Here is a 14,962-nt window from a genome sequence, read left to right as displayed (position 1 = left end):
TTGCTGCCTGTCGGGCTGAACGCTAAACGTTAAAGTGTTAATACTCTGATACATTTTTTTACAGAAGGATGTGCCCATGCCGGTTATAATCCGTCACGCTGAGCAAGCTGATGCCAAAGCTTTGCAGCAAATTTATCAGCAGCCCAGCGTGTACGCCAATACCCTCCAGCTGCCATTGCAAGCAGTCGAGCATTGGCAGCAGCTGTGTCAGCGCCAGTCAGGTTTTTACAATCTGGTGGCAGAGTTGGATGGTGAAGTGGTTGGTCAGCTGGGGCTGCAGCAGTTTCAGAACCAGCGCCGTCGGCATGCAGCTGATATCGGCATGGCAGTGTCCGAGCCATATCAGGGGCAGGGCATAGGCTCTGCATTGCTACGCACAGCCCTGGAAATGGCTGACAATTGGTTGGCAATACGCCGGCTCGAACTGCAGGTTTACAGCAGCAATGAGGCGGCTGTTGCCTTGTATGAACGTTTTGGTTTTGAAGTAGAAGCCGAACTAACCGATTACGCCTTTCAGTATGGCCAGTATGTCTCTGTGCTGCAAATGGCACGCATTATGACCAACCGATAATCCGTTCTCCTGGGGTGTCGGTGGCACAACAGGAGTTGAGGATGGTACAGCGTGGATGGCAAGTGGTAACAGCAGCCCTGATGGCATCGCTATTGGCTGGTTGTGTGCAGTTAAACGAAGAGCAGCAGCGTGCGGCGCTGCTGAGTGAGCTGGACGGCTCGCTGGCTCAGTTACAGGTAAACCTGCGCCAGCTGGAGCGGCGAATGGATCAACTGACCGAAGACAAAAGCTGCCAGCAGGACAAGCATTGCAAAGTGCTGGCCAAAGGTGTGCGTCCATGCGGTGGTCCGGAGCAATTTTTGACGTACTCGGTGCTCACCACCGATGAAACCATGTTGCTGCACACCAGTGAGCAGTTCAGCCAGTTACGACAGCGCCAGCATCAACGGCTAGGCACCGTCAGTAACTGTGAACTTCTTTTAGAGCCTGTGGCCAGTTGCCAGCAGCAAAGCTGTACCCTGCAAGAACAAGACTACGCCAGCCGCTAACTTGGTTTATGGCCTGGGATCGTCTTTTAAGCGGGGGATCTTACGACCCAGTTCCTGGCCACGAAAGCGGGCATAGTAGGTGCAGCCAAAAAACATCAGTATGGCCAGCAGCAGTTCCAGCACCGACAGCCAGAAGTATAACCCAGAGGCAACCCAGAGATTGGTCAGGCTGTGCACAAAGTAGATCATCACAATAAAATTAGCCCAGGCAAAGGTGTAGGGCTCACCTTTTAAAATTCCCGGCAAGGGAAACCACAATGGCAGCCACAGCATCACCAGCAGGATGTAAGGGTTGCCCAGGCTTGGTGGGGCCAGCCATAACAACCACAGTGGTATTAAAGCAAAGAGGCCAAAATAACCCAGTCGCCCCATCAGCAGAAATTGTTTGGTTTTCTCCGCCATGGCCACAGAGTCGTCTGCCAGTTGCTCTGGTTTACCTGCATTCATTTAACTCGATGCTCCTGTTTGAAGTTGTTGCGTGATCCGGGCGATGCGCTGGCCAAACGCCAGACAGAGTGCTTGTTCATCACGGCTAAAGGCTTTATCACCTGTCATGCCACTAACGTGGCTTGGGCCGTATGGGGTGCCGCCCTGATTGGTTTGGTTCAGTGCCGGCTCGCTGTATGGCAGGCCGCACAGTACCATGCCGTGGTGTAATAAGGGCAGCATCATGCCCAATAAGGTGCTTTCATTGCCGCCATGCATACTGCCAGAGGAGGTAAATACCCCGGCTGGTTTATCAATCAGACTGCCCCGGATCCAGGCCTGGCTGGTTTGATCCCAAAAGGCTTTCAGCGGGGCGGCCATCACACCAAAACGCACTGGGCTGCCGACAATGAGAGCGTCGCAGTCAATCAGTTCCTGTTCACTTATTACGGGGTGCTCAGGTTGTTCAGCTGGATCCAGCGGTTGTACTGAACGCACTATGGCCTCTGCACCAGCCTGTTGCACACCGATGGCAATTTTTTCGGCCAGCTTAGTTACCGAGCCGTGCTTCGAGTAGTACAAGATCAGTACTTTCACCGTCATGCCAGCAATTCCAGTACCTGCTCTGGCGGACGGCCAATAACAGCACGATCTTTATCGAACACCACGGGGCGCTCCATCAGCTTAGGATGGCTAAGCATAGCTTCGATCAGTGCATCATCGCTCAGCGCAGGGTTATCCAGCTGCAACGCTTTGTAGGCGTCCTCTTTGTTGCGTAGTAATGCACGGGCAGGGATGCCAAGCTTAACCAGCACACTGGCTAGTTCGGCTTTACTGAGAGGCGTTTTCTGGTAATCAATCACGGTCAGCTCAGCCTGGTGCTGCTGCAATAGCTCAAGAGCTTGCCGGCTTTTTGAGCAGCGTGGGTTGTGAAGAATGGTAAGCATAATAGCTCCGTTTTCGCAAATGCGGCTATTGTAGAGAAAGTAAGGCGCAAGCGCAAAGCTGGACAAGCCCTGTATAAAGTACTCTACATACGCCGCAAGCGATCAAATTCGGCTTGCATTTGTCGCCGTTTGGCTTCCAAACGCCGGTTCTCCAACTTGTCACTGCTGGATAAGTGATTCAAGGCTTCTTGCAAATCATCAATCGCCCTGGGGTAGTTTGCCAACTGGTAATAAAAGTCAGAGCGCGCTTCGTAAAAGCGGGCATAATCTTCCAGGTTCTGGTAAGCCTTGGCAATCAGATCATAGGCCAAAATATTGTCTTCTTTGTAGTGCAGCATGTTTTTCAGCAAATGAATGGCCAGCCGGTTGCCACCGGCTTTGATCGCGGCATTGGCATAATTGAGGGTGACCACCTGGTTGTTCGGGCGGATCCGGTAATGATGCTCCAGCATCTCCAGCGCTTCAGTGGCACGGTTTAAGCCAAGCAGCACGTCGGTATACACATCCAGGTAATACAGGTTGTATTCGTCTTTTTCCAGCAGCTCCATAATGAGCTTTTCTGCTTCAGCGTAGCGCTTGGCATCCAGATAGGCGATGGCCAAGCCATATTGGTTAGCCCTTGTGTTGCCGCCTGGTTGTTGCAGCCGCTGCTTGAAGATGGTGACAACATCTTCATTTTTATGTTGAAAGCGGGCCAGTATTCTGGCTTTAGCCAGGGTATAATCTTGACTGTCAGGTACATAACGCTTCGGGAAACGCTCGGCTCTCAGACGGGTGTCGGTGACCCTGGCCTGAGACAATGGGTGGGTCTGTAAAAATGCCAGTTGTTGGTTCATAAAGCGGCTACGCTCACTGAGCCGGCGGAAAAAGTCTGGCACTGCATGGGGATCAAAGCCGGCATCGGATAAGATTTGCATGCCGATCCGGTCAGCTTCCTGTTCATTACTGCGGGTGAAATTTATGGATGCCTGAGCTTGGGCCCCTTGAGTGGCCATCATCGCAGCCATGCCGGCTTCCGGGTTTACTGTCGCCAATACTATGGCACCTAATAGCCCCGCCAGGGTTAAGGGCGCGCGCTGGCTTTGCGCTTCGACAAAACGCGCTATATGCCGCTGAGTGACGTGGGCAATTTCGTGCGCTATAACCGAAGCAAACTCACTCTCACTTTCAGAAATCGCCAGAGTACCCGTATGGGATGCAATGTGGCCACCCAAGGTAGCAAAAGCGTTGATATTGCGGTCATCTATCCAGTAGAAACGAAACGGAAAACGCACATCATTGGCATTGGCAACCAGTCGGTTACCAAGTGCGTTGATGTATTCATCCAGTAAAGGATCATACGCCATCGGCAGTGATCCTCTCGCCTGGCGCATCAGCACATCACCCAGAATTTTTTCTTTTTCCGGTGTCAAAGTTGAAAAGCCGCTGCCGCCCAGGTCCGGTAGGTTCGGATTGGCATAAGCGCTAATATGAATGCAGCTAAGCAGCACGAGCAGACAACTGGTGAGCAGTTGTTTACGCAAGCTGAGCAGCGGGGGAAAGCGGCAGGAATCAAATATCATTGGTAGTACAGCCCGTATCGTTGAGACAGCCAATCGCAGCATTAGGCAGCTAAACTGATTTGAAGTTCAGCGCAAAATCAGCAATTATCTTGTCACGGATATCTGGTAATCTACCATACAAATCTGACAGATACAGGGCTTTGCTGTATCTTCTGCTCTGAACTGGTTGATAAGGAGCCAAATGCGATGTTGTCCTGGCTGAAAAAGTGGTATCACCACAAGTTTTCTGATCCACAGGTTGTGGTGCTTTTTTTGATGCTGTTGCTGGGTTTTTTATCCATTTACTGGCTGGGCCGTATATTGGCCCCATTGTTGGTGGCCATCGCCTTTGCCTATTTGCTGGAATGGCCTGTTGCCCGGTTAACAAAGCTGGGTTTATCCCGCACCATCAGTACCAGCCTGGTAGTGTCTACCTTTATTGGCCTCAGTACCATGGTGCTGATGTGGACCATGCCCTTGTTCTGGCATCAGGGCCGTACCCTGCTACGCGATATGCCCCAGATGATAGAGCAGGGCAGGCAGTACCTGCTGGAACTGCCGGAAGCCTTTCCGGGCGTGATCAGTGCTGAGCAGGTGAATATTTTTATGCAGTCGGTGGATGAGCGGCTGATGGCTTTTGGCCGTGATATGTTGTCCTTATCTCTGGCTTCGATTGTCGATCTGGTGGCCTTGATGATTTACTTGATCCTGGTACCGTTGCTGGTGTTTTTTATGCTAAAAGACAAAGAGTTGTTGATACAACGCTTTGCTGCCTTATTGCCGACCGAGCGCAAATTGATTGGCCAGGTGTGGCAGGAAATGAATTTTCAAATCATGAACTACATTCGCGGTAAGATTTTGGAGATCCTGATTGTTGGTGCGGTCAGCTATGCAGTGTTTGCGCTGTTTGGCCTCAATTACCCCTTGTTGCTGGGGGTGTTGGTAGGCTTCTCGGTGTTAATTCCTTACATTGGTGCGGCAGTGGTGACCCTGCCGATTGCACTGGTAGCCTTGTTTCAATGGGGCTTCAGCCCGCAATTTGGCTATCTGATGCTGGCCTATGCAGTGATCCAGGCGCTGGATGGCAATCTGTTAGTGCCTTTGCTGTTTTCTGAAGTGATTGACCTGCACCCGGTGTATATCATTGTCGCTGTGTTGTTCTTTGGTGGCATGTTTGGCTTCTGGGGGATTTTCTTTGCCATTCCGTTGGCGTCTCTGGTTAAAGCGACCATCAATGCCTGGTCAACCCGGGTGCAACCCGCGATGGAAGCGGCGGAGTAGCCGAGTGATGAACCGGCATTAAAAAGGGCTGCCTGGCAGCCCTTTGTTTGTTCAAAACCAGCAGAGGTTAGTTGCTGGCTGGTTTTAGCTGCAGCACCTTGCCATTGGGCTCGTCGGTGAGCAGATAAACAGCGCCATCCGGTCCCTGACGGACATCCCGCACCCGCATACCAATATCAATACGCTCTTCGTGCGTCACTTCGTTGCCATCCATCACCAAGCGTGCAATTAACTGATAACGCAGGGCACCCACCAGAGCATTGCCTTGCCAGTTACTGAATAGATCACCGGTGTAAAACACCATGCCGCTTGGAGCAATGGATGGCGTCCACTGATGCACCGGCTGCTCCATGCCTTCTTTTTCGGTTGGGCCTATATGACCACCACCATACTCTTCACCATAGGTGATAACCGGCCAGCCATAGTTTTTCGCGGCCTCGGTTAAGTTCAGCTCATCGCCGCCTTGAGGGCCATGCTCATGCGTCCAGAGCTCACGGGTTTGTGGATGCAAGTCGGCGCCCTGAATATTGCGGTGACCAAAGGACCAGATTTCATCCAGTCCTTCACGACCTACGAAAGGGTTGCTTTGTGGAATAGTGCCGTCCGGGTAAAGACGAACCACTTTGCCGTGGTGGGTATCCAGGGTTTGCGCATCATGTCGGCGTGAACCTCGGTCTCCCAGCGTGACAAAGAGGTAGCCATCATCGGTAAATACCAGCCGGCTACCAAAGTGATGACGGCTGCGCATCTTGGGTTGAGCACTGAAAATAACTTCCAGTTGCTCCAGTTGCTGGCCATTTAAACGGGCCCGGGCAACGGCTGTGCTGCTGCCCTCCGGCGTGGGCTCGTTGTAGCTGATGTAAACCCATTGGTTGCTGGCAAATTCCGGATGCAGTGCAACATCCAGCAAGCCGCCCTGACCATCGACCAGAATATCTGGCAGGCCAGCTATGGGTTCACTGATGGTGCCATCCATATCCACGTAGCGCAGGTTGGCGGTTCGCTCCGTCACCAGCATGCGGCCATCCGGCAGAAAAGTCATGCCCCAGGGGTGTTGCAGCCCTTCTGCTATGGTATTCATTTGTACTGGACCATGCTCAGTTTCAATGGTCTGAGCCTGAGCGGTGGTAGCTAACAACAGAGCAGCTACAGAAAAAGAGAGTTTCTGAATAGAATGCATAAAACCTCCGTAAAAATAAGAGTGTGCTGATAAGTATGCACAAAGCGCTGGTTCTTGCATGCTGTATCCGACCAAAGCAAGAGCAGGCAGGGCAAATGACTTATTGCGTCAGATAATCCAGCACCACTTGGTGATGATCTTTGGTTTTGAAGGTATCGAAGACATGGGCAATGGTGCCTTGCTCATCAATCAGGAAGCTGGTGCGGTGAATGCCATCACTTACCCGTCCCATAAACTTTTTCGGGCCCCAGACACCAAAAGCATCAGCCACACTGTGATCTTCATCCGCCAGCAAGGTGAAATTAAGCTCCTGCTTACTGGCAAAGTTCAGTAGTTTTTTCGGTGTATCCGGACTTAAACCCAGCACCACGACACCGAGCTTCTCGAGTTCAGCTTTACTATCGCGTAAACCACAAGCTTGCACGGTACAGCCTGGGGTTGAGGCGCGGGGGTAAAAATACATCAGCACTTTCTTACCACGAAAATCTGCCAGGCTGACATTGTGGCCATTCTGGTCTTGCAGCGTAAAATCAGGAGCGGTTTGTCCGGCAGTTAGGGTTTGCATAGAATATCCTTGAGTTGCGACTGATAAATACGTCTGAGTGTAACAGCCTGAGAGGAAGTCTCAAGCTGCTACAGACGAAAGCTGTTATGATACAACGAGTTTCAGTGATTGGATCAGGCTATGGTGCCTGCGGAGTCTTTACGTATGCAAAATAAAGGGTTAGTGCCAGTAGCGGTGGTCACCGGTGGCAGCACCGGTATCGGGTCGGCTGTGGTCGAAAAATTGCTTCAGCAAGGCTATCAGGTGATCAATCTGGATATTCAGCCTGGCCTAGCGGGTGTCTACCTGTCTTGCGATGTCAGCAAGGTCAGTGAGGTACAGCAAGCTATTGCCCGGGTATTGGCCGAGTATGGCCGTATCGATGTGCTGGTATCCAATGCAGGTCGCCATCTGTCGGCCGATATTGAACACACCACAGAGACGATGCTGGATGAGCTGTTTGCACTCAATGTCAAAGGGGCTTTTGCCGCGGTGCAGGCGGTTTTGCCGGCGATGAAACAGCAGCGTGATGGTGTGATCCTGTTGATGGCATCGGATCAGGCACTGATAGGCAAGCGCAACTCTTTTGTCTACAACCTGACTAAGGCCGCGCTGGCTTCGATGGCACGCACTACAGCGCTGGATTATGCGGCTTTTCATATCCGTTGCAATGCTGTCTGTCCCGGTACCATCGATACCCCATTGTACCAGCAGGCCATTACCCGCTATTGCGCCAGCAGCGGCCGCGATGCCGGCGAGGTGCATGCTGAAGAAGCGGCTGAACAGCCACTCGGACGCTTGGGCAAACCTGAGGAGGTCGCGGCGCTGGTGGCTTTTCTGGCCAGCCCGGAGGCGGCTTTTATTACCGGCAGCTTGCAGTTGATAGACGGCGGCTATACGGCGCAATGAGTGAGTCTATGATCGACATCATCGATCCTCATCTGCATGTCTGGCAACTAAGCGCTGGCCATTACCAGTGGCTGCGCCCACACATGCCACCGTATTGGCATGGCAAAGCCATGCTGCAGCAGGATTATTTGCCGGCTAAGTTAGCGCTGCAATCACCCTTTCGTTTGCTTGGCGCCGTGCATATTGAGGCGGGCTTTAACAATCAGCAGCCGGAACAAGAGCTGGCCTGGTTACACAAGCAAAACTGGCCATGCACCTATAAAAGCGTGGCATTTCTGGATTGTGCAGCGGGGCTTGGCCAGGTAGAAAGCCAGTTGCAGGCGTTACTACCTTATCAACCCGTCGGCGTACGCCATATCTTTGAAGGCAACGACGAACAGGTGCTGCACCGGCCTGAACTAAACATCATCGCAGGCTGGCTGTGCGAGCAGCAACTGCTGATGGAGGTGCAGTGCAATGTGGCCAATCCGAAAAACCTGGCACGGATCACTCAACTGGCTGAGCTTTTTCCGCAGCTGCGTCTGGTACTGAATCATGCGGGGTTAGTCACACCTGAACGCTTCAGTGGCTGGCGACAGGCGCTCAACGAGCTTGGCGCATACCCCAACATAGCGATGAAGCTGTCTGGTTGGGAAATGCTGCAAGCCGGGGAGGAAAGTTCGTTTGATAGCGCCTGGTTCCAACGAGTGTTGACTGCAGCGCTAGAGCACTTGCCAACAGAGCGCTTGATGCTAGCTAGTAATTTCCCGCTCTGTTTATGGCAAGGTAGTTATCAGCAGCTGTGGCAGCGCTACTTTGACCAGTGCCAGGCGCTTGAGCTAAGTGCAGCCGATTGGCAGCAGCTAAGCCTGTACAGCGCCAGCCGCTGCTATGAATTTGATGCTAAAGGCTGATCGGTTAAACCCAGGGCTTCGCGTTTCGACTTACTTAAGCCAAGCACCACCAAACGGTACGACTCCGACAGATAATACTGCAACTCTTCATCCAAAACGCCCGATGTCTCTGTTTGCTGAATCCACTTCATACCGCGATTGGCAAAGTAGGGCGCCGGAATATACCCATCCTTATGGCAGAGGAATTCATAGTTTAGATCCGAGGTTTTAAAGGTATAGGCGGGTTGCTGGTCCTTACTCCAACCGCCAATGGCAAATACCTTACCAGCCACTTTCCAGACATGGGAATTGCCCCACTGCATCACATAGGTGGTTGCTGGCAAAGCGCCGCAGAATTGGTTGAATTCGTCGTAGGTCATGGCTTTACAGGCTTTTGGCTGAACAGGTTATATAGCTAGCTTAGCGATTTTTTTTCAAACCGTACACTGCAGCGTCTTGCTCTGCTTGCTCCAGTATCACCGGGCCGCTGCCAGATGCCCCCAGGGTATCGTCCGGATTATGGAGCGGGCAGGAACTCATGCTGAGGCAGCCGCAACCAATGCAGCCGATAAGGTTATCGCGCAGTGTTTGCAAGTAAGCTATGCGACCATCAAGCATGTGCTGCCAGTTTTTTGAAAGCCGCTGCCAGTCGGCAACGGTGGGGGTGCGGCTATGTGGTAACGATTGAAAAGCCTGTTTGATTTCTTCCAGGCTTACGCCTACACGCTGGGCGGCTTTAATCACCGAAATCCGCCGCAACACCTCAGGTTTGTAGCGGCGCTGATTGCCAGCATTACGCCAGCTACGGATCAGCCCCTGTTTCTCGTAAAAGTGCAGGGTGCTGACTTTTACCCCACAACGTTTTGCCACCAAGCCAACACTTAAGATCGCCTCTGTCATCCCTTGCTCCTGCATGTCATCGCAATTTTGTGCAAAAAAAGCTTTACCTCAACCATTGTTGAGGTTTTAACCTGTTGCCTGACGTAATGCAAGGAGACTTTTTATGCACTTAGAACACGTAAATCTGGTAGTGACTGATATTGAAGCCATGCTGAAATTTTACCGCGCCGCCTTCCCGCACTGGCGCATTCGCGATCAAGGTCGTGGCGAATGGTATGGCAAGCCATGCAACTGGTTGCATTTTGGCGATGATTACCACTATCTGGTACTGAGCGATCATGGGGAGGGGAGCAACCGTGACCTAACCGGGCACAGCGTTGGCCTGGCGCATTTCGCTTATGTCACCAACAATCTGGCCGCGGTAATTAAGCGCCTTGAGCAGGCTGGTTTTCCCATCGACTCCCCAGGTGCCGAGGAGCCATTTCGCAAAAACGCCTATTTTATCGATCCGGCCGGTTTTGAAGTGGAGTTTGTGCAGTACCTGAGTGATATCCCGGCTGAACGCAATTTAAACCGGGATAAGTCAGAGGAGGTGCTGTGATGAAGCTGGCTGTTGTTTTTCACTCTGTTTCGGGTACTACCCGGCAGTTGGCACAGGCTGTTGCGGCAGGGGCAGCGACAGAGCGGGGTACTGATGTGCTTATGGCAGAAATTGTAGGTAGTGATATCGTTGACGGGCGGTTTCAGAACAGCACGCTGCTGCAACAATTAAGCGGTGCAGATGCCATTGTCTTTGGCTCGCCTACTTATATGGGCTGTGTATCCGCCCAGTTTAAGGCTTTTGCCGATGCAACCGGCGAGCTGTGGGCCGAGCAAGCTTGGGCTAATAAGATTGCGGCTGGTTTTACCATAGGTGGAAATCTGAGTGGTGATCAGCTCAATACCATCCAGTACCTGCAAGTATTCGCGGGCCAGCATGGCATGCTGTGGGCTGGCTTGGATATTCCGGGAAACTATGACCCGGCAAAACGTAACCGACTTGGCGCCCAATCAGGCCTGATTGCCCACTCTGCCGATGGTATTGTGCATAAAACCGATCTGCTCACAGCCCACTATTTAGGTCAGCGCGTTGCGCGGCTCGCTGCGCTTTCAGTAACACCGGGTAAACTCAATGGTAACGCTCGTGTTTTATGCAAGGATCCAGTATGGTACGCCTTTCATCGTGGTGGCTTGTAAGCTGGCCTTGGTTTCCAGCCAGTAGAGTATCCGGAACCCATACCAGAATTGGCGGGTTGTGATTATCTTATCAGCAATTAATCGCTCAACCGCCTGATAGGCGGCTGTGAAAAGGAGAGCGTGATGTACCAGGGAAGTTGTTTGTGCGGGGAAGTCACCTTAGAAATACTGGGGCCTATTGAGTCCATTATTCATTGCCATTGCAGCAAGTGCCGCAAAAACAGCGGCACCGCTTATGCCACCAATGGCTTTGTCGCGACCAAGGATCTAGTGATTCACAGCGGGCAAGCGCATATTCGCTATTATGAAACCTCACCAGGGAAAAGACGCCATTTTTGCGGCATTTGTGCATCGCCCATCTACAGCAGAAACGATCAGGTACCCGACAAAGTGCGGCTTCGGCTGGGTATTCTGGACTCGGATATTACTGAGCGGCCCGGCTCGCACAACTTTGTTTCCTCCCGCGCCAATTGGGATGATTTGGATGACGAATTACCGCGCTACGATGGCCACGAGCCAGGGCGTTGATGATCAGTCGAGCCAAGCTGGCTCGACTGATGGCAGGGGGCGTGTTGACGGGGTAGTTTGCTGAATCTGGTGTTTAACGATAAAAGGCTTCAACCTTGCCTTTTACTTTCATCAGCAGCGGCTGGCCACGGCGGTCAACGGCTTTGCCGGCGGCAACTTTCACCCAGCCTTCGCTGATGCAGTACTCTTCCACATCAAAACGCTCTTTACCGTTTAAGCGGATGCCAATATCGTGCTCGAATATTTCTTTCACATAATGCGGGCTGCGTGGGTTAACGGAAAGGCAATCGGGTAATTCCGGGCGTGCTGAGGTATCTGACATGGCTTGGCTCTGTTACAAAGTGGAAGTGCGCCATTGTAGGTAAATCGGACATGCTGCTCAAGAGCTACTGATACAAACAGTGCAAAATGAGCCTGCAAAACCGATGATAACGATGAGCCAAGACCAGACAGGCTGAGTGCATACTGGCCGGTGTTGCATCATGCTACTGAGCGGCTAAAGTGCATAGATGCGGCTTGATAGCGCCAGAGTCGCAATTACTTGGGTTTATTCAGCAAGGCTTTTAAATCAGCAAAAGGGTTATGGGTCGCTGGCGCGATCTTTGGCTCGGTAGGGCCGCCATACAGCACAAATTCGTGGAATTTATTGTGTTCATTGTCGTGGCAATAAATGCACAGCAATTCCCAGTTGCTGCCGTCACTGGGGTTATTGCTGTGGTTGTGATCGATATGATGCACCGTGAGCTCACGCAAATTGGAATAGACAAATTCGCGCCCGCAACGGCCACAGATCCAAGGGTACATTTTTAATGCCTTGTCACGATAGTCTTGTTCTTGTTGCTGATAGCTTTGAGCGCCGCCGCTGCTTTTGCTCATAATGTGTTACCCACTATGGTGTATCGTCATGCTCGTTTATAGTTTAGCACTGCCGGTAGTCAATGCGCACTGTGCCATACAAACCAATTTCCGCTTCATGGCTTGGCTCACGCCAGCTTTCCTGCAAGGCTGCCTGGTACCAGGACTGCATCGCTGGTAGCGCCAGTAGCTGCTTAACATAGCTCAGAGCCTTGTTGCTTAGCATAAGATCATAGGTTTGCACCCGAAACGCCACCGGCGCAAAAAACGCATCCACCGCAGTAAATTCCTTGCCAGCCAAAAAGGGCCCGCCAAATTGCGCTAACCCTTGCTGCCATAGCTCATCCAGCCGTGTCAGCTCTTGTGCCAGGACCGCTGGTGGGTTATGCAGTTGTGCCCTTACGCCACAGTTCATCGTGCACACAGTGCGTAACGTGGTAAAACCTGCGTGCATTTCGCTGGCAGCACAACGGGCATAGTTGCGTGCGGTCGCATCCGCTGGCCAGACACCTTGGTGGCGCTCGGCCAGGTATTCGACGATCGCCAGTGATTCCCACACCTGGGTATCGCCATCATGCAGGCAAGGTACTTTTCCGGTCGGAGAAAAGCTACGGAAGTTGGCATAGTTGTCGACCTGAAACTGCTGCAGTTGCTCGTTGAATGGGATATTGAGTTGCTTCAGCAGTAACCAGGGCCGCAGTGACCAGGATGAGTAGTTTTTATTAGCGATAAACAATTGATACACAGGCATCTCCTTGCAAAAGGATCATGAGATTACGCTGCCTGGAGAAGGGCTTCAAGCATGGAGTGAGGTTTAATCAAATAAGCAACTGCTGAATCATTCGCCCTTAGTCGACTACTTGCCATCTTCAGGCTGCTGTATCATGCTTGGTGAAACTTAACGCCCTGAAACAAGAGGTGGTTGCATGAACGCGGTGTTTTTAATGCTGATGGGGCTGGGTGCTATGGCGCTGGGCTATTTCATTTACTCGAAGTTTATTTGCGAAAAGATCTTTCAGGTCGACCCTAACTTTCGTACCCCGGCGCACGAGCTGCAGGACGGGGTGGATTATGTGCCGACCAACAAATACATTCTGTGGGGCCATCACTTTACCTCGGTGGCCGGGGCTGCGCCGATCCTGGGCCCGGCCATCGCCGTGATCTGGGGCTGGGTGCCTGCTTTTCTTTGGGTAGTGTTTGGCACTATTTTCTTTGCCGGGGTGCATGATGCCGGTGCCATCTGGGCCAGCAGCCGCAACAAAGCCCGCTCCATCGGCGCTTTAACCGGCGATATTGTCGGCAACCGTGCCCGCAGTATTTTTATGATTGTGATTTTCCTGGTGCTACTGATGGTCAATGCCGTCTTTGCCGTGGTGATTGCCAACCAGCTGATTAATTTCCCCAGCGCCACCTTACCGGTGTGGGGCGCTATTGTGGTAGCGCTGATTATTGGCCAGCTCATTTACCGCAAAGTGATAGGCCTGCTGATGGTGACCATACTGGGGGTGACTGCACTCTACGGCATGATCTACCTTGGGCCCATGCTGCCATTTTCCTTACCATCAGAAACCATGCTGGGTTTATCGGATCGGCAAAGCTGGATAGTGCTGTTGTTTGTCTACGCTGCCATTGCCTCTTTATTGCCGGTCTGGGCCTTATTGCAGCCGCGTGATTACATCAACGGCATCCAGCTCTTTATCGGATTGGGCTTATTGTATGGCGCTGTGCTGATTGCCAGCCCGGATGTAGTTGCACCAGCTTTTAATACGGACGTACCGGAAGGTACCCCGTCGCTTATTCCTTTGCTGTTTGTCACCATCGCCTGTGGGGCGATTTCCGGCTTTCATGGCCTAGTGGCCAGCGGTACTACCTCCAAGCAACTGGATAAAGAGCCGGACTTACGCTTTGTCGGTTACTTTGGTGCTGTCGGAGAAGGGGCGCTGGCGCTGGCGGCCATTATTGCTGTCAGTGCCGGTTTTGCGACTCTGGCAGACTGGCAAGCCATTTACCACAACTTTGGCCAGGGCGGTGTGGCCGCCTTTACCCGGGGCGGTGCCAATATTCTGGAGCAGGGACTGGGGCTGGATACCGTGATGGCGCAGACGCTGCTTACCGTGATGGTGGTGCTCTTTGCCGGTACCACCATGGATACCGGCCTACGTTTACAGCGCTATATTTTCCAGGAGTGGGGCAGTATTTACCGCATCGGCTGGATGCAAAAAACACTGCCGGCCACCTTGCTGGCGGTGGGCTGTTGTTTGTTGCTGGCCTTTGGTGCCGGTGGGGATGGCGCCGGTGGCATGCTGATTTGGCCACTCTTTGGCACCACCAACCAGTTGCTGGCTGGCTTAACCCTGCTGGTGATTACGGTGATGCTGGTGAAGTTGGGGCGGCCGATGTGGTATACCCTGGCGCCATTGTTGTTTTTACTCTGCATGACCACCCTGGGGCTGTTGATCCAGCTAAAAAGCTTTTACAACAAAGGCGACTGGTTCCTGTTTACGCTGGACCTGGTGATCCTGGCCGCGGCTATCCTGGTGATCCTCGAAGCCAGCTCGGCGTTAACCAAACAAATCAAAGCCAACAAAGCGGTGGTACCCGAGCCATGAAACTGGATGCAATTAAAGCCTGGTTTCGCCAGGCTAGCTTTTATGCCGAAGAGGCCTACAACGCGCCGTATCGCTCGGCCATTGCCCGGGCGCAGCGCGAGCAGGACGATCTTTTTATGCTGCTGGTATTCTCGG

General features: G+C 52.4%; 20 protein-coding genes and 1 pseudogene. 10 read left to right on the top strand and 11 right to left on the bottom strand.

All coding sequences use genetic code 11. The features are described 5' to 3' along the window. Positions 1 to 76: 76 nt before the first annotated feature. A complete protein-coding gene (locus tag JJU14_RS12565) occupies positions 77 to 571 on the top strand; it encodes a GNAT family N-acetyltransferase (RefSeq protein WP_228614036.1) in 495 nt (164 codons plus the stop codon). Between the two features lie 41 nt (positions 572 to 612). Continuing rightward, positions 613 to 1,059, top strand: coding sequence for a hypothetical protein (locus tag JJU14_RS12560; protein WP_228614035.1), 447 nt, complete (start codon positions 613 to 615; stop codon positions 1,057 to 1,059). Positions 1,060 to 1,065: 6 nt separating this feature from the next. Here the strand turns inward: JJU14_RS12560 and JJU14_RS12555 are convergent, their stop codons facing one another. The 4 genes from JJU14_RS12555 to JJU14_RS12540 all read right to left on the bottom strand — a co-directional run bounded on the left by JJU14_RS12555 (position 1,066) and on the right by JJU14_RS12540 (position 3,955). Next, on the bottom strand, positions 1,066 to 1,506 hold the full coding sequence (locus JJU14_RS12555; RefSeq protein WP_228614034.1) for a DUF2069 domain-containing protein: 441 nt from the start codon (positions 1,504 to 1,506) through the stop codon (positions 1,066 to 1,068). Next, the gene (wrbA, locus tag JJU14_RS12550) at positions 1,507 to 2,088 is read right to left on the bottom strand and encodes an NAD(P)H:quinone oxidoreductase (protein ID WP_228614033.1); all 582 of its coding nucleotides are present in this window, start codon (positions 2,086 to 2,088) and stop codon (positions 1,507 to 1,509) included. Next, positions 2,085 to 2,432, bottom strand: coding sequence for an arsenate reductase (glutaredoxin) (gene arsC, locus JJU14_RS12545; protein WP_228614032.1), 348 nt, complete (start codon positions 2,430 to 2,432; stop codon positions 2,085 to 2,087). Before arsC ends, wrbA begins: the two co-directional genes overlap by 4 nt. Before the next feature lie 83 nt (positions 2,433 to 2,515). Continuing rightward, on the bottom strand, positions 2,516 to 3,955 hold the full coding sequence (locus JJU14_RS12540; RefSeq protein WP_228614031.1) for a M48 family metalloprotease: 1,440 nt from the start codon (positions 3,953 to 3,955) through the stop codon (positions 2,516 to 2,518). Positions 3,956 to 4,180: 225 nt separating this feature from the next. Here JJU14_RS12540 and JJU14_RS12535 point away from each other — a divergent pair, with 225 nt between their 5' ends. Beyond that, a complete protein-coding gene (locus JJU14_RS12535) occupies positions 4,181 to 5,254 on the top strand; it encodes an AI-2E family transporter (protein ID WP_228614030.1) in 1,074 nt (357 codons plus the stop codon). 67 nt (positions 5,255 to 5,321) lie between these two features. Here JJU14_RS12535 and JJU14_RS12530 read toward each other — a convergent pair whose 3' ends face one another. After that, positions 5,322 to 6,434 carry a PQQ-dependent sugar dehydrogenase gene (locus JJU14_RS12530; RefSeq protein ID WP_228614029.1) on the bottom strand — a complete coding sequence of 371 codons (1,113 nt, stop codon included), beginning with the start codon at positions 6,432 to 6,434 and terminating at the stop codon, positions 5,322 to 5,324. 100 nt (positions 6,435 to 6,534) lie between these two features. Continuing rightward, the gene (gene bcp / locus JJU14_RS12525) at positions 6,535 to 6,999 is read right to left on the bottom strand and encodes a thioredoxin-dependent thiol peroxidase (RefSeq protein ID WP_228614028.1); all 465 of its coding nucleotides are present in this window, start codon (positions 6,997 to 6,999) and stop codon (positions 6,535 to 6,537) included. A gap of 144 nt (positions 7,000 to 7,143) precedes the next feature. Here bcp and JJU14_RS12520 point away from each other — a divergent pair, with 144 nt between their 5' ends. Together JJU14_RS12520 and JJU14_RS12515 are read left to right on the top strand one after the other, a co-directional pair. Beyond that, a complete protein-coding gene (locus JJU14_RS12520; RefSeq protein WP_228614027.1) occupies positions 7,144 to 7,887 on the top strand; it encodes an SDR family oxidoreductase in 744 nt (247 codons plus the stop codon). Between the two features lie 8 nt (positions 7,888 to 7,895). Then, on the top strand, positions 7,896 to 8,780 hold the full coding sequence (locus JJU14_RS12515; RefSeq protein WP_228614026.1) for an amidohydrolase family protein: 885 nt from the start codon (positions 7,896 to 7,898) through the stop codon (positions 8,778 to 8,780). On the opposite strand, the gene JJU14_RS12510 is transcribed toward JJU14_RS12515, so the two are convergent. Both JJU14_RS12510 and soxR read right to left on the bottom strand, forming a co-directional pair. Then, positions 8,756 to 9,139 (bottom strand): MmcQ/YjbR family DNA-binding protein, encoded by a 384-nt coding sequence (locus JJU14_RS12510; RefSeq protein WP_228614025.1) that lies wholly within the window; start codon positions 9,137 to 9,139, stop codon positions 8,756 to 8,758. The genes JJU14_RS12515 and JJU14_RS12510 overlap by 25 nt on opposite strands. Before the next feature lie 40 nt (positions 9,140 to 9,179). Then, positions 9,180 to 9,659, bottom strand: coding sequence for a redox-sensitive transcriptional activator SoxR (gene soxR, locus JJU14_RS12505; protein ID WP_300976233.1), 480 nt, complete (start codon positions 9,657 to 9,659; stop codon positions 9,180 to 9,182). A gap of 103 nt (positions 9,660 to 9,762) precedes the next feature. On the opposite strand from soxR, the gene JJU14_RS12500 reads away from it, so the two are divergent. The 3 genes from JJU14_RS12500 (at position 9,763) to JJU14_RS12490 (ending at position 11,363) form a co-directional block, all read left to right on the top strand. Further along, positions 9,763 to 10,200 (top strand): VOC family protein, encoded by a 438-nt coding sequence (locus JJU14_RS12500; protein WP_228614023.1) that lies wholly within the window; start codon positions 9,763 to 9,765, stop codon positions 10,198 to 10,200. Then, positions 10,197 to 10,835, top strand: a complete 639-nt coding sequence (locus JJU14_RS12495; RefSeq protein ID WP_228614022.1) for an NAD(P)H-dependent oxidoreductase — start codon at positions 10,197 to 10,199, stop codon at positions 10,833 to 10,835. The genes JJU14_RS12500 and JJU14_RS12495 overlap by 4 nt, the downstream gene beginning before the upstream one ends. Positions 10,836 to 10,958: 123 nt before the next feature. Then, the gene (locus JJU14_RS12490; RefSeq protein ID WP_228614021.1) at positions 10,959 to 11,363 is read left to right on the top strand and encodes a GFA family protein; all 405 of its coding nucleotides are present in this window, start codon (positions 10,959 to 10,961) and stop codon (positions 11,361 to 11,363) included. A 73-nt stretch (positions 11,364 to 11,436) separates the two neighbouring features. Here the strand turns inward: JJU14_RS12490 and JJU14_RS12485 are convergent, their stop codons facing one another. The 3 genes from JJU14_RS12485 to JJU14_RS12475 all read right to left on the bottom strand — a co-directional run bounded on the left by JJU14_RS12485 (position 11,437) and on the right by JJU14_RS12475 (position 12,963). Continuing rightward, entirely contained in the window at positions 11,437 to 11,685 is a 249-nt protein-coding gene (locus JJU14_RS12485) for a DUF3297 family protein (RefSeq protein WP_228614020.1), read from the bottom strand. Between the two features lie 215 nt (positions 11,686 to 11,900). Next, a complete protein-coding gene (locus tag JJU14_RS12480) occupies positions 11,901 to 12,239 on the bottom strand; it encodes a YajD family HNH nuclease (protein WP_228614019.1) in 339 nt (112 codons plus the stop codon). Between the two features lie 43 nt (positions 12,240 to 12,282). After that, positions 12,283 to 12,963: a glutathione S-transferase N-terminal domain-containing protein gene (locus JJU14_RS12475; RefSeq protein ID WP_228614018.1), complete on the bottom strand. Its 681-nt coding sequence runs from the start codon at positions 12,961 to 12,963 to the stop codon at positions 12,283 to 12,285. A 181-nt stretch (positions 12,964 to 13,144) separates the two neighbouring features. On the opposite strand from JJU14_RS12475, the gene JJU14_RS12470 reads away from it, so the two are divergent. Together JJU14_RS12470 and JJU14_RS12465 are read left to right on the top strand one after the other, a co-directional pair. Continuing rightward, positions 13,145 to 14,827, top strand: a complete 1,683-nt coding sequence (locus JJU14_RS12470) for a carbon starvation protein A (protein WP_228614017.1) — start codon at positions 13,145 to 13,147, stop codon at positions 14,825 to 14,827. Continuing rightward, positions 14,824 to 14,962 (top strand): annotated as a pseudogene (locus JJU14_RS12465) (DNA helicase); the annotation flags it as partial. The gene JJU14_RS12470 and the pseudogene JJU14_RS12465, both read left to right, overlap by 4 nt.

Origin of the sequence: Alkalimonas sp. (genome assembly GCF_020831925.1) — a bacterium.
GTDB lineage: Bacteria > Pseudomonadota > Gammaproteobacteria > Enterobacterales > Alteromonadaceae > Alkalimonas.
This window is presented reverse-complemented; position numbering and strand designations above follow the sequence as displayed.